Source organism: Micromonospora sp. NPDC049679 (genome assembly GCF_040659735.1).
GTDB lineage: Bacteria > Actinomycetota > Actinomycetes > Mycobacteriales > Micromonosporaceae > Micromonospora_I.
This window is the reverse complement of sequence record NZ_JBFANZ010000004.1, coordinates 1-13,668: the sequence shown is the minus strand read 5'-3', so window position 1 is coordinate 13,668 and position 13,668 is coordinate 1. Positions and strand designations below refer to the sequence as shown.

Annotated in this window: 12 protein-coding genes; 9 read left to right on the top strand and 3 right to left on the bottom strand. The window is 69.7% G+C overall.

Annotated features, from left to right (window positions below; genetic code table 11):
- Nucleotides 1–24 precede the first annotated feature (24 nt).
- The 6 genes from AB0J06_RS04160 (at nucleotide 25) to AB0J06_RS04135 (ending at nucleotide 6,079) form a co-directional block, all read left to right on the top strand.
- Entirely contained in the window at nucleotides 25–1,353 is a 1,329-nt protein-coding gene (locus tag AB0J06_RS04160; RefSeq protein ID WP_357424429.1) for an ArgE/DapE family deacylase, read from the top strand.
- Nucleotides 1,350–2,309 (top strand): hypothetical protein, encoded by a 960-nt coding sequence (locus AB0J06_RS04155; protein WP_357424427.1) that lies wholly within the window; start codon nucleotides 1,350–1,352, stop codon nucleotides 2,307–2,309. The genes AB0J06_RS04160 and AB0J06_RS04155 overlap by 4 nt, the downstream gene beginning before the upstream one ends.
- 33 nt (nucleotides 2,310–2,342) lie before the next feature.
- Nucleotides 2,343–3,239: an IclR family transcriptional regulator gene (locus AB0J06_RS04150; RefSeq protein WP_357424425.1), complete on the top strand. Its 897-nt coding sequence runs from the start codon at nucleotides 2,343–2,345 to the stop codon at nucleotides 3,237–3,239.
- 79 nt (nucleotides 3,240–3,318) lie between these two features.
- Nucleotides 3,319–4,365, top strand: a complete 1,047-nt coding sequence (locus AB0J06_RS04145; RefSeq protein WP_357424423.1) for an ABC transporter substrate-binding protein — start codon at nucleotides 3,319–3,321, stop codon at nucleotides 4,363–4,365.
- Complete coding sequence (locus AB0J06_RS04140) at nucleotides 4,362–5,258, top strand: ABC transporter permease (protein ID WP_357424420.1); 897 nt, start codon at nucleotides 4,362–4,364, stop codon at nucleotides 5,256–5,258. Before AB0J06_RS04145 ends, AB0J06_RS04140 begins: the two co-directional genes overlap by 4 nt.
- Nucleotides 5,255–6,079 (top strand): ABC transporter permease, encoded by an 825-nt coding sequence (locus AB0J06_RS04135; RefSeq protein WP_357424418.1) that lies wholly within the window; start codon nucleotides 5,255–5,257, stop codon nucleotides 6,077–6,079. Before AB0J06_RS04140 ends, AB0J06_RS04135 begins: the two co-directional genes overlap by 4 nt.
- A gap of 88 nt (nucleotides 6,080–6,167) precedes the next feature.
- Here AB0J06_RS04135 and AB0J06_RS04130 read toward each other — a convergent pair whose 3' ends face one another.
- Together AB0J06_RS04130 and AB0J06_RS04125 are read right to left on the bottom strand one after the other, a co-directional pair.
- Complete coding sequence (locus tag AB0J06_RS04130) at nucleotides 6,168–7,460, bottom strand: hypothetical protein (protein WP_357424416.1); 1,293 nt, start codon at nucleotides 7,458–7,460, stop codon at nucleotides 6,168–6,170.
- Nucleotides 7,461–7,545: 85 nt separating this feature from the next.
- Nucleotides 7,546–9,141, bottom strand: coding sequence for an aldehyde dehydrogenase family protein (locus AB0J06_RS04125; protein ID WP_357424414.1), 1,596 nt, complete (start codon nucleotides 9,139–9,141; stop codon nucleotides 7,546–7,548).
- A gap of 150 nt (nucleotides 9,142–9,291) precedes the next feature.
- On the opposite strand from AB0J06_RS04125, the gene AB0J06_RS04120 reads away from it, so the two are divergent.
- Genes AB0J06_RS04120 through AB0J06_RS04110 form a run of 3 tightly spaced genes read left to right on the top strand, consistent with a single transcriptional unit; the run spans nucleotide 9,292 to nucleotide 13,421 of the window.
- On the top strand, nucleotides 9,292–10,476 hold the full coding sequence (locus AB0J06_RS04120; RefSeq protein ID WP_357424412.1) for a M20 family metallopeptidase: 1,185 nt from the start codon (nucleotides 9,292–9,294) through the stop codon (nucleotides 10,474–10,476).
- A gap of 51 nt (nucleotides 10,477–10,527) precedes the next feature.
- Nucleotides 10,528–12,057, top strand: a complete 1,530-nt coding sequence (locus AB0J06_RS04115) for a hypothetical protein (protein ID WP_357424410.1) — start codon at nucleotides 10,528–10,530, stop codon at nucleotides 12,055–12,057.
- A gap of 38 nt (nucleotides 12,058–12,095) precedes the next feature.
- Nucleotides 12,096–13,421 (top strand): MFS transporter, encoded by a 1,326-nt coding sequence (locus AB0J06_RS04110; RefSeq protein WP_357424408.1) that lies wholly within the window; start codon nucleotides 12,096–12,098, stop codon nucleotides 13,419–13,421.
- A gap of 61 nt (nucleotides 13,422–13,482) precedes the next feature.
- On the opposite strand, the gene AB0J06_RS04105 is transcribed toward AB0J06_RS04110, so the two are convergent.
- Nucleotides 13,483–13,668, bottom strand: a 186-nt coding sequence (locus tag AB0J06_RS04105; protein ID WP_357424406.1) for a hypothetical protein, incomplete at its 5' end; no start/stop codon positions are given.

The window sequence follows — 13,668 nt, the reverse complement described above, 5'->3', positions numbered from 1 at the left end:
CAACAGAGAGGCAGGACCAGCACGATGACCGATATCCCGCCCGCGGGCGGCGCCGTGTCCGAGCAGGAGCGCGCCGTCACGGCCGCGCTCGAGGCGAGCGCGGAGGAACTGGCGCGCTTCGTCTCCGATTTCGTCGCCATTCCCAGCGTCAGCGGCAGTGAGGGCGAGGCCGCCGCGTTTGTCGAAGACTGGCTGCGGCGCAACGGCTTCGACGCCGAGCGGCAGTACATCGACCCGTCCGCGCTGGAGCGCTGGCCGGAGTGCGCGCACGAGCGTGACCTCGACCAGCGCCCGAACATCGTCGGCCGGTTGCGCACGGGTGACCGCCGCCTGCCGGACCTGGTCCTCAACGGACACCTCGACGTGGTGCCGGTCGGGGACGAGAGCAAGTGGCAGCGCAGCCCGTTCTCCGGGGCACGGGTGGGCGGCCGGATCTTCGGTCGCGGCGCCACGGACATGAAGGGCGGCCTCGGCGCCGGCCTGTTCGCGATGCGCGCGTTGCGTGACGCCGGGGTCGCGCTTCCGTTCGACGTCCAGGTGCAGTGCGTGGTGGCCGAGGAGACCGGTGGTCTCGGCACGTTGAGCCTGATGGACGGGGCTCCGCTGCCGTCCGCGGTGATCGTGCTGGAGCCCACGGCCTGCCGCATCGTCACGGCGGCCGGCGGCGCCGCGCCGTTCACCGTCGGCGTCGCCGGTCGAGCCGCCCACGTCGCGACGCCGTGGACCGGGGTGAGCGCCTTCGACAAGCTCGTCAAGGTCCACGAGCGGCTGCGCCGGCTGGAGCAGGAGCGCGAGACCACCCTGGACCACCCGCTCTTCAACCAGCTGCCGCAGAAGGCGCCGCTGTCGATCGGTCGGGTGGAAGCGGGGGACTGGCGGCTCACCATCCCCGACGAGGCGTGGATCTACGGCCGGATCGGCACGCTGCCGTCGGAGGACCTGGACACCGTCCGGGCGGCGGTGCGTCGGGCGTTGGACGAGCTGGGCGATCAGGACGACTGGTTCCGTACCCATCCGGCCAGCCTGACCTGGGACGGGCCCGGATTCGCCGGGTGGGAGGTCCCGCGCGACGGCGACCTGGCCGCGAGCCTGCTCGCCGCGGCCGCGCAGCTTTCCGGCGACACCGAACCGGCGTGCATCACGTACGGCAGTGACGCGTCGGCGTTCGCGCGTCAATCGGTGCCGGTTGCGCTCTTCGGTCCGGGTGACATCCAGGAAGCCCACGTCAAGGACGAGTCGGTCGCCGAGGCCGATGTCAGCTATGCCAGCAAGGTCACCGCGCTGGCCATCTCCCGTTTCGCCGCGACCGCCTATGCGCGGGGCGGCGTACCAGCTCTGGAGGCTCAGGCATGACCGACACCGTCAGCGCTCCCGCGCTCAAGGCCGTCCGCTACGAGAACTTCGAGGTCGGGGAGAAGTTCGGCCCCATCGATCTTCTCGTCGACGATCACTTCATCAAGTCGTACGCCTTCACCGTCGACGACTACCACGCGTGGAGCTTCGACGAGCGCGTCTCGCCGTTCGGCGAGCGCGTGGGCCAGGCCGCGATCCTCCTCGGTGACCTGCTCCGGCTGCTCAACACCCGCTACGACCCGTTCCAGGACTTCGGCCTGCACCAGCGTGAGCAGGTCTGGTTCTCCTCGCCGGTCCGGATGGGGGAGCGGGTGCGGCTCACCGGGGAGGTCGTCGAGACCTACGTCCGGCGGGGCCGCGGCTACTTCGTCACCGACGCCGAGGCCCGGTCGCTGGAGGACGGTCGGCTCATCGTGCGGCACCGGGCGATCGAGTGCGCCGAGATCGGCGACCCGGACACGCTCGGCGGCGGATCGGCTCCGGCCTCCAACGCGCGACGGGTCGCCGGGGTCTACCCCACCGACCGGGAGATCGTGCGGGTCGCGGGTCCGGGGCTCGCCGTGGGCTCGCCGTTGCCGTCGCTGCGCAAGGTGGTCCATCAGGAGCAGATGTCGGTCTACTCCAACGTCCAGGGGTTCTGGCGCACCACGCACACCGACCTTGCGGCGGCGCAGTCGCAGGGGCTCGAGACGACCCTCGCGCAGGGCCTCATGGCCGCGGCGTACATCTCCGAGCTCGCCACCGGGTTCTTCGGTCCCGCGTGGTTCACCACCGGCCACCTCGACTTGGCCTTCGTCGCCCCCTTCGGCCCGGGTGAGGAGGTACGCGTGCTGGGCGTGGTGAGCGACGTGCCGGAGAACGACGGTCGGGTCGAGATCGAGACATGGGTGGAGCGCGCCTCCGACGGTTCGAAGATCGCCGTCGGCTGGGCGGACGCCGAGACGCGGCGCCAGTAGCCGGATCACGACGAGAGATCAGGACGGCCAGCGATGAGCGAGGCGTCGACAACCCCCTCCGACGAGGCGCCCGAGGGCGTGCTCGTGACCCTGCAGCGCGGACTCGACGTGCTGGAGACCGTCGCCGCAGGCAACGGCGAGGTGACCGCGAAGCGGATCAGCAGGATGCTCGGGCTCAACCTGAGTACGACGTACAACCTGCTGCGCACCCTGCGGTCCAGCGGCTACGTGGTGCGCCTGCCGGGTGGGAAGTTCGACGTCGGCCCGAAGAGCTCCAAGCTGAGCCGGAGTCTGCAACTGCGCGCCGGCCCTGAACCCCAACTGTCGGCGCTGCTCGGCCGGTTGCACAACAAGACGCAGGAGACGGCCTACATCTGCGGCTGGTACCACGGGACGATCATGCTGCAGCAGCATCTCGCCGGGGTGCACGCGCTCAGCGTGGGCCATCTGGAGATCGGCTACACGGGCAACCTGCACGCCCGCGCCTCGTGCAAGGCGATCCTCGCCTTCCTGCCCGAGGAACAGGTCGAGCTCATGTTCGCCACGGTCGACCTGCCGCGGCTCACCCCCAAGACGCGGTGCACCTACGACGAGATCCTCTCTGATCTCGTCCAGGTGCGCCGGCAGGGCTACGCCCTGGACATCGAGGAGTTCGCGGAGCACATCTCCTGCGTCTCCGCGCCCTTCTTCGACGCGCAGGGCAACCCGATCGGTTCGTTCACGGTCTCGGTGCCCGCATCACGCTTCACCGCCAGCCGCACGAAGCTCATCACGGACACGCAGGAGGTGGCCGCGATGGCCACGAACCTCCTCAGGGGCGGCCACGTCTGCGTCTCCTCGCTGGCTCTGCAGACACCGGCCCGGCCACGAAACCGGACCGACCGCGCGGTGCCAGCCGACGGGGGCGTCCGCGCCTGGCCGTCCAACTGACATACGGGGATTTGACGTCGCACTTCAACACGAGGAGCCGGGGAGCCGGCTCTTCGACCCGAGAAAAAGGGTATTTACCATGAGAAATCTTCGATTCAGGGCCTTCGCCGCCGCGGCGGCGGTCGTCGTCGCCCTCACCGCCTCCGCCTGTGGCGGCGGCGCGTCGGGCGGGTCCGGCGGAAGCCTCGTCTTCACCGGCGCCGGCGGCGCCTATCAGGCGGCGCAGACCAGGGCGTTCTTCGAGCCCTTCTCCGCGTCGACCGGCATCAAGGTCAAGCAGGACTCGCCGATCAGCTACCCGAAGCTGAAGGCCATGGTGGACTCCAAGAACGTGTCGTGGGACATCATGGAGGGGTACGCCTACTTCGCCCACGCCAACTGCGGCACCTACGTCGAGAAGCTGGACCGCAGCAAGCTGGACCTGACCGGCGTGGAGACGGAGCTCGTCTCCGACTGCGCCGTCCCGATCATGAAGTCGGCCTTCACCCTCGTCTACAACAAGAAGTCGTACCCCACCGCCGGGCCGCAGTCCTGGGCCGACTTCTTCGACACCAAGAAGTTCCCCGGCAAGCGCGGCATCATGAACTTCGCCAACCAGGGCCCGCTGGAGATCGCGCTGCTCGGTGACGGCGTCCAGCCGAAGGACATCTACCCGATCGACTACGACCGGGCGTTCCGCAAGCTCGACAGCATCCGCGAGAGCCTGGTCTTCCTGAACACCGGGGCGGAGCAGGAGCAGGCGATGGCGAGCGGCCGGGTCGACATGATGCTGTCCTGGCCGGGGCGCGCCTACGAAGTCGCCACCAAGGGTGTGGACCTGGTCGCGGTCTGGAACCAGCCGGTGTTCTACTACGACGTCGTCTACATCGTCAAGGGCGCCAAGAACCAGGACGCGGCGTACAAGTTCCTGAACTTCATGCTGAAGCCCGAGCAGCAGGCCAAGCTGACCGAGAACATCGCGTACGCCCCGATCAACACGCAGGCCCAGCCCAAGATTGATGAGCTGCGGGCGAAGTTCCTGCCGAGTGGCCAGGACAACGGCACGGGCTTCTGGAACGACCAGGAGTGGTGGGCGAAGAACCTCGACGAGGCCACCGCGAAGTGGACCCAGTGGGCAGCGCGGTGACGACGGAAACCCTGGGCGGGCGGAAGGCTCTTCTTCCGCCCGCCCCCCGTCTCCGGGTCCCCGGCCGTGGGCGCGCCTACCTGCTCCTCGCGCCGGCGGTCGCGCTGGTCGGCGCCGCGTTCGTCTATCCGATCGTGCTGTTGCTGTACCTGAGCTTCACGAACCCGGAGGTCGGGTTCGGCAACTACGTCTCGGCGTTCACCGACGGGATCAGCCTCACCATTCTGTGGCGCACCATGCGGGTCGCCGCGGTCGTCACCCTCGTCACGCTCGTGCTCGCCTACCCGTACGCGTACGTGATGACGGTGGTGGGGCCGAAGACCCGCGCGGTGATGGTGGCGTTCGTCCTCATGCCGTTCTGGACGAGCCTGATGGCCCGGACCTTCGCCTGGGTCGTGCTGTTGCAGGAGAACGGACCGGTCAACTCGTTCCTCAGTGCCCTCGGCGCGGGACCGGTCAAGCTGCTCGGCACCGGGAGCGGCGTCACGCTCGCGATGACGCAGGTGCTGATGCCGTTCATGACGCTTCCGCTCTATGCCACGCTGAGCGGCATCGACCGGCGGCTGGTGGACGCGGCGCTCGGGCTGGGTGCCCGTCCGGTGGTCGCGTTCCTCAAGGTGTACCTGCCGCTGTCGATGCCCGGCCTGGTGGCGGGCGGCGCGATGGTGTACATCCTGTCGCTCGGCTTCTACGTCACGCCGGCGCTGATCGGCTCGCCGTCCCAGTCGATGATGTCCCAGCTCATCGGCACGAAGGTGCAGGAACTCCTGCAGTTCGGCGGGGCCGGCGCGCTGAGCGCGATCATGCTGGTGGTGACCCTGCTTCTGCTGGCCGTGGTTTCCCGGGTCGCCGGGTTCAACCGTGCGCTCGCGCGTCTGGAGGGAGACCGATGAAGCAACACGTCCGGGTGCCCTGGCCGCTGCGGGTGCTCTGCGTCGTCGTGGGGCTGTGGCTGGTCGCGCCGACCTTCGTCGTGATCCCGCTCAGCTTCACCGGCGAGCAGAGCTTCAACTTTCCGCCGGAGTCCTGGTCGCTCACCTACTACAAGCAGTTCTTCACCGATCCGGCGTGGACGGACGCCCTGCTGGTGTCGGTGCAACTCGCGGTCTGGGTGACGCTGCTGGCGACGGTCCTCGGCACCGCGGCGGCGTTCGCGCTCGTACGCGGGCGTATCAGGGTGGCCGTCGCCGCCCAGGGGCTGCTCCTGCTGCCGATGATCATTCCTCAGATCGTGGTCGCGATCGCGATCTACATCGCCTTCCTGGAGTGGGGACTGCAGGGGACGATGATCGGCCTCGTTGTCGCGCACACGGCACTCGCCATCCCCTTCGTGGTGATCACCGTCTCCGCGAGCATCCGGACGCTCGACCGGCGGATCGAGCATGCCGCCGCGAGTCTGGGCGCGTCGCCGATCACCGTGCTCCGGCTGATCATCGCGCCGCTCATCGTGCCGGGGGTGCTCTCCGGCGCGGTGTTCGCCTTCGTCACCTCCTTCGACGAGGTGGTGATCTCGCTCTATCTGCAGTCGCCGGATCTGCGCCCGCTGCCGGTGCAGATGTTCACCAGCGTCACGTACAACATCGATCCGACCATGGCGGCCGCGTCGAGCATCATCGTCACGGCGACCACGCTGCTCCTTCTCCTGCCGCAGATGATCGGTCGGCGGAAGAAGCGCACGCGCACCGAGGAGCAGCCGGCCGCCGTCTCCGCCTGACGGCGTTCACCACCGTCGCCTCAGCCGAGTGGTGGGGGAGAGGATGCCGCGCCCGTCCGGCGCGGCATCCTCGGCCTCCGGCGACGCGTCAGGACTCCGGGAGAAGCTTCTGCAGGTCGACCTTGAACAGGGTCTGCGGACGCCCCGCGCCCGGCCCGGTGACACTGCCGCTGCGGGAGACGATCCTGCCCTGCTCCAGCTTGAGCAGGATCCGGCGGGCGCTGCGGGCGCCCACGCCCAGCGAATCGGCGAGGTCCTGTGCGGTCAGCGCACGCGCGTCCAGGCCCTGCAGGGCCGCGGCGAGACGCTGGAACGAGGTCGGACTCATGTCCAGGGCGCGGGCCAGCTCGAGCATCCGGGGATCCGTCTGGCGCAGCGTCAGGGTCGTGCCCGGACGGTCGTCGTCGAGACGGCGGACCGTGCCGTCGGTGAAGACCACGCAGCCGATGGCGCGTTCCACCCGTGACAGCGCCACGGCGCGCCGTGCGTTCTCCTCGGCCCGCGGCAGCGTGGCGCCGAGCCCGAAGCCCAACGCGATCCCGTCGCGCAACCCGTCCGGCATGAGCGCCGATCCTGAGCCGGGACGGCTGAGCACGTTCTGCAGCGTTCCCCACGTGGTGAAGAGCATCAGCGTCCGCTCGTCGACCTGCTGCACGCGCCCGTGCAGCAGGCTGACCAGGTGGTCGCGGGCGGCGGCGAAGGCCGGCTGCGGGGTGTCCGTGCCGGTCGGCAGGAGTTCCAGCAGACCGAGGGCGATCTGCTGGGCCTCCACCTGGGCGGTCTGCAGCGTCTGCCGCGCCCGGTCGAGGGCGTCGCGGATCGCCGCGCGGGTGTGCTCCACCCGGAACACCGGTACATCGTGGCGGACCAGCGCGTCGTAGACCGAACGCAGGCAGGTCAGGCACGCCTCGACGGCGCCGGAGCGCCACGCCTCGAGGTGGAACGCCACGATGTCGTCGGTGCCGCGCACCGTCGCGGCGTCGCCGGCGCTGGTCAGCGGCAGCACGGTCGTCGGCGGGTCCAACGACAGGTCGCGCCAGACCTCGCTCACCACCTCGCCTTCCACCGTGTCGATGCTCAGCGCGGGCAGATGGCCGCCGAACGTGCGCAGGAGCAGCACCAACGAGCGGTAGAGGTCGATGCCGGAGTGGGCGACGCAGTCCAGATTCGCCCGGTGGTCGCCGGCCGCGAGGGTGAAGAGGTACGGGACGCGGCCGGTGAAGAGCACCACCTGGCATACGGCGTCCAGCTCCCGCGCCAGCTCGGGCGCCTGGTCGGCGACCTCGTAGGTGCGGGCGATGACCGAGTCGGCGAGCCCGATCTCGGCGGCGACCCGCAGAGTCAGCGCGACCGAGTCCTCGGGTCCGACGATCCCGATCACACCACCACCCCCTGTGCGAGCGCGTCATGGGCCACCGTGACCGCCAATGCTCGCATGCACGGACTGTCGCGTGTGGTCCCGCCCGTCAGCCCACCCACGGGGAGCGCCAGGGTTCCGTGCCGATCCAGATGCTCTTGAGCCGCATCAGGTGGGTGACCGCTTCGATGCCCATCTCGGCGCCGACCCCGCTCTGCTTGTAGCCGCCGTACGGTGACCCGGGGTGCAGCGTGTGGACGGTGTTGGCCCACACGATGCCGGCCTCCGCCCGCTCGGCGAAGCGGTGCACCCGACCGACGTCACTCGTCCAGATCGCGGCCGCCAGCCCGTACGGCGTTCCGTTCGCCAGCGCGATGGCCTCGTCCTCGTCGCCGAAGCGCAGCACGGACAGGACCGGGCCGAAGATCTCCTCCCGGGCGATCCGCATGGTCGGCTCGACGTCGACGAAGAGCGCCGGTGCGACGAAGAAGCCGGCGTCTGGTGCGCCCGCTGGTCGCGCCCCGCCGACGAGCAGCCGGGCTCCGTCGTCGAGGCCCGCGCTCAGGTACGACTTGACCCGGTCGAACTGCGCCTCGGAGACGACCGGTCCGATCTGGGTTTCGGGGCGGAGCGGATCCCCCACCTCGATCGTCGCCATCCGGTCGCGGACGAGCGTGATGAACTCATCGGCGATCGAGTCGTGCAGCAGGAGGCGGGTGCCTGCGGTGCAGGTCTGGCCCTGGTTCATGAAGGCGGTGAAGACGGCCGCGTCGGCGGCGGCGGCGAGGTCAGCGTCGGGGAACACGACGTTGGCGGTCTTGCCGCCGAGCTCGAGGGTCACGCTTTTGAGCGATTCGCCGCAGGTGCGTCCGATGAGGCGTCCGACCTCGGTCGAGCCGGTGAAGCTGATCTTCGGGATGCCGGGGTGGGCGACGATCGCCCGTCCGGTCTCGTCGCCGGGGCCGTTGACCACGTTGAGCAGTCCCGGTGGCAGGCCGGCGTCGTGCGCCACCTGGGCGATGAGCAGCGCGGAGAGCGGCGTCTGCTCGGCGGGCTTGAGCACCACGCCGTTCCCCGTGGCCAGGGCGGGGGCCACCTTCGTGGCGACGTTGGTCATCGGGTAGTTCCACGGGATGATCGCGCCGACCACGCCGTAGGGCTCGTACCGGGTCAGGTTGACGAAACCGGGCTGGCCGGGAATGTTCGCGCCGCGCAGCCGGTCGGTGACGCCCGCGAAGAACTCGAAGATGCGGGCGGCCCGCTCCACGTCGCGGGTCTGGGTGTCGCGGATGGGCCGACCGGCGTCGAGGGTGTCCAGGAGCCCCAGCTGGGGCGCGTGGGCACGCAGGGCGTCGGCGATCCGGCGCAGGATCCGGGCGCGGTCCTGGCCGTCCATCGCCCACCATCGCGCGCTGGCGCGTCGCGCGGCGTCGACCGCGGCGTCGACGTCGGCGGTGCTGGCGGCGGCGACGGTGTAGAGGTGGCGGCCGGTGGTGGGGTCGATGGTGTCGAATGTGGCACCGGTGCTCGCCGGGCGCCACTCTCCGTCGATCCAGAGCTGGCCCACCTCGCGGCAGGCGGGTGGCAGGACCGCGCGCACCGCCTCGGGTCCACGCCGGGGCGCTGTCGCCGCCGCCGGCTCGGTCGGAACCGCCTCGGTGTGAGCCGTCCCAGTCTGGGTCGCCGATCCGTCGTCTCGCCGCACGCTGCCACCTAAAGTCCGAAATACGTCCGCTATTGGCAGCGTAGGACGCAAAAAAACCACCGTCAAGCAGGTCTTGACTCCTAACAGCGGTACTTCTACGGTGAGCCGAACGTAATTACGGGCCTATTCCGGCAAGAGAAGGGCTTCGGCTTGGAGACAACGACTGACGAGTTCGCCGAACTCGTCGCGCTGCGGCGGGATCTGCACGCCCACCCGGAGTTGCGCTTCGCCGAACACCGCACGGCCGGGCTGGTGGCGGCGCGGCTGCGGGCCGCCGGCTGGGACGTGGTCGAGGGGGTCGCCAAGACCGGTGTCGTCGCCGTCCTCTCGGGCGAACGCCCCGGACCCTGTGTCGCGGTCCGCGCCGACCTGGACGCCCTGCCCGTGCCGGACCGCAAGACCGTGCCCTACGTTTCGGCCAACCCGGGCGTCTGCCACGCCTGCGGACACGACGTGCACACCACGGTGGTGGTCGGACTGGGGGAGCGTCTCGCCCGTGACCGGAACTGGCCCGGGACGGTGAAGCTGTTGTTCCAGCCCGCCGAGGAGATCCCGTTCGGGCAGGCGAGCGGCGGCGCGGCGATGGTCGACGCCGGGGTGCTCGACAACCCCGCCGTGGACGCCGTGCTCGGACTGCACTGCTGGCCGGACCTGCCCGCCGGCGTGATCGGTGTCGACAACGCGGTGGCGATGGCCGCCAAGGACGCCTTCCGGATCCACGTGGCGGGCGTCGGCGCCCACGCGGCGACGCCGAGCCGCGGCGTCGACGCCATCCTGGTCGCGAGCCAGCTCATCGGGGCGCTGCACCACCTCGTCTCCCGCTCGACCGACGCCGGCGACCTGGCGTCGCTCAACGTCGGCACCGTGGCCGGCGGCAACTCGCAGAGCGTCCTCGCCGACAGTGTCGAGATGACCGGGACCATCCGCACGGTCGACGACGTCGTGCGCGAGCGCCTCAAGGCGCGGCTGGAGCAGGTCGTCGCCGGCGTGACCTCGGCGGCGGGGACCACGGCCGAGGTCGAGTGGGCGAACGCCATGCCGGCGCTGCGCAACGACCCGCGGGTCGTTGCCCGGGCCCATGCGGTCCTGCCCGGACCGCTCGGGGCCGGGTCGGTCCGGCGGCTCACGGAACCTCCGATGACCACGGACGACTTCGCGCTCTACGCGGAACGCGTACCGGGGCTGTATTTCAAGCTGGGCGTGGCCGGTCCCGACGGCTGTCACCCGTTGCACCACTCATTGTTCGACGTCGACGAGCGGGCGATCGCCGCGGGAGTCGACACCATGGACGTCCTCGTCCGGAGCCTCCTGACGCAACGGCTCGGAACCCCGTAGCGCGCCGCAGCGGCTCGTTCCCACGACTTCTCTTCACGGAGGTGCAGAACCATGTCCTTTTCGGGTGAAAAGCAGGACGCTGTCCGGTGGATCGATGACAATCAGGCCGTCATCACCGAGCTCAGCGACCGCATCTGGCTCTTCGCGGAACCGGCGCTCCAGGAATACCGCGCCGCCGCGGCGATCGTGGAACTCCTGCGCAAGGAGGGCTTCACGGTCGAGACCGGCGTCGCCGGCCTCGAGACGTCCTTCGTCGCGACGTACGGCTCCGGCTATCCGGTGATCGGCAGCTTCGCCGAGTACGAGGCGGTCGACGGCACGTCGCAGATGCCGGTGCCGTACAAGCAGCAGGTCCTGCCGGGGCTGGCCGGCTGCTACGACATGCACCACGGCCTCGGCGCCGGCGCGGTCGGCGCGGCCATCGCGATCAAGCACGCGATGGAGGCCAACCAGATCCCGGGGACGTTCAAGCTCTTCGGCACGCCGGCGGAGAAGAACGCGTTCGGCAAGAACGTGATGGCCAGCGCGGGCGTCTTCGACGGGCTGGACGCGTGCGTGGGGTGGCACCCCTCGGACGAGACGGGCGCCGACTGGTTCCTCTCCAGCCAGATCCGCTGCAACAACCAGACCGCGCACACCTTCGACGGTGTGTCCGTCTACAACGCCATGCCGTGGGGCGGCAACAACGCGCTGCACGCGCTGGAGCTCACCGACGTCGCGGTCAACTTCATCAAGGACTCGATCATCCCGGCGTCGTCGTACCCGATCATCGCCTCGATTCTGAACAAGGAGTACGCCGACTACGCGGTCTCCAGCATCCCGGGCGTCGCGAAGTCGACCTACATCTCCCGGGCGATGACCCGGGCCGAGCACGAGAAGATCCAGGAGCGGATCTTCGACTGCGCCAACGGGGCCGCGCTCGCGATGGGCGTCAAGGTGAGCAACGAGGTGCTCACCGGCACCTGGGAGCCGATCCCCAACCTCGTGCTGGCCCGGGCCGCGCACAAGAACGTCGAGGTCATCGGTGCGCCGCGCTTCTCCGAGACCGACGTCGAGTTCGGCAAGCTCATCCAGAAGGCGATCGGGGCCCCGCAGACCGACACCCCGTTCGGCACTCTGCAGCTGGCGCCGCCGGGGACCCGGCCGGTCCGCAACACCATGATCACCACGGACATCACCACGTTCTCGTACAAGTGCCCCTTCGTGATGATCTCGACCAACTACCTCGGCGCCTGGGGCATGCCCGACTGGTCGACCGCGTCGTTCAGCCTCTCCAACATCGCGCACCAGTCGTTCCTCACCGCCGCGAAGATCATTTCGACGACCGTGCTGGACCTGCTGCGTGACCGGCCGACCCTCGACGCGGCGAAGGCCGAATTCGAGGAACGTACCAAGGACGTCCGCTGGTACAGCCCGATCCCCGAGGGGCGCCCCGTGCCGAAGCGGGATCCGCTCCCCCCGGAGCACTACGAGGCGGTCATCGACGCCTTCCACAACGGGCCCAAGTGGGAAGGCTGGGAGCCCGAGCTGAGCGGCCGGATGGCCACCGCAGCTCAGAACGTCCTCCAGCAAAACGCGTGATCCGGCCAGCGAACCGAATACCCCCAGGGAGATTCACCATGACCCGAACGGTCCCAACCCAGGCCGGCCCCGACCAGAAAAACACGGCCTCGGCGCGGAAGGTCGCCGTCGCGAGCCTCATCGGCACCGCGATCGAGTGGTACGACTTCTACATCTACGGCATCGCCGCGGCGCTCGTGCTGGGCCCGCAGTTCTTCCCCTCGTTCTCCTCCGTCGGTGGCACGCTGGCCGCGTTCGCCACGTTCGCTGTCGGCTTCGTGGCCCGTCCCGTCGGCGGGATGATCGCCGGTCACCTCGGTGACAAGGTCGGCCGCAAGTCGATGCTGGTCGCCACCCTGCTCGCGATGGGTGCGGCGACCTTCTGCATCGGGCTGCTCCCCACCTACGACACCATCGGGGTGTGGGCGCCGATCCTGCTCGTCACGCTCCGCTTCGTGCAGGGGATCGCCGCGGGCGGCGAGTGGGGCGGCGCGGCGCTGATGGCCGTCGAGTTCGCCCCGGCCGGCAAGCGCGGCTTCTACGGCAGCTTCCCGGCCATGGGCGTCCCCGCCGGGCTCGTCCTCTCCAACGGTGTCTTCCTGCTGCTGAACGCGTTCACCACGGAGAAGGAGTTCGCCGCCTGGGGTTGGCGGATCGCCTTCCTCTCCAGCATCGTGCTCGTCGTGGTCGGACTCTTCATCCGGCTGGCTATCGGGGAGAGCCCGGAGTTCGTCAAGGCCAAGCAGGAGAACGACCAGAGCAAGTTCCCGTTGGGCGAGGTGGTGCGGCGCAGCCCGAAGCAGGTGCTGCTGGCCTGCGGCGCCCACATCGGCATCAACGCGATGGGCTACCTGTTCCTGGTCTACGCCCTGTCGTACATGACCAAGGTGGTCGGCTTCACCCGGCAGCAGGTACTCATCGCCCTGGTCTGCTCGTCGCTGGTGTGGCTGGCCGCGCTGGCACCGGCGGGCAAGTGGTCCGACCGGGTCGGTCGCCGCAAGGTTTTCCTGGTCGGCACCGGGGCGATGGCCCTGTGGTCCATCGCGTTCTTCCCGCTGATGGACACCAAGTCCATGCCACTCGCCCTGGTGGCGTTGGGCGGGATGGCCCTGACGCTCGGCATCTCGTACGGCCCACAGGCGGCGCTCTTCTCCGAGATGTTCAACACACGGGTCCGGTACAGCGGGGCGTCGCTCGGCTACCAGCTCGGTGCGACGTTCGGTGGCGGTATCGCACCGTTCATCGCCACGGCGCTGTACAGCGCCACCGGCGGGTCGGCCTCGGTCGCCGCGTACATGGTGGTGGTTTCCCTGATCAGCGTGGTCAGCGTCGCGGCGATCGCCGAGACGTACCGCCGAGACCTCGGCGATGTGACGAAGGGCTGACCGCCCGACGGGCGGGAGAGGTCGACGACCTCTCCCGCCCGACTTCGCCCGGTGGTCCCCGCTAGGCGAGCCGGGCCTTCGGTCGAGCCCGTCCGGTCATCGGAGCGCCCACGGCGAGCGGCGGCGCGACCACGCCGGCGGGTCGACGGGGAAACTTCTTGACGAGGCCGACGGAGGCCGACGTCACCATGTGCGCGACCGCGTTGACGAGGATCTTGCCGAGCTTGTGGCGGTCGGGCACCGCGTA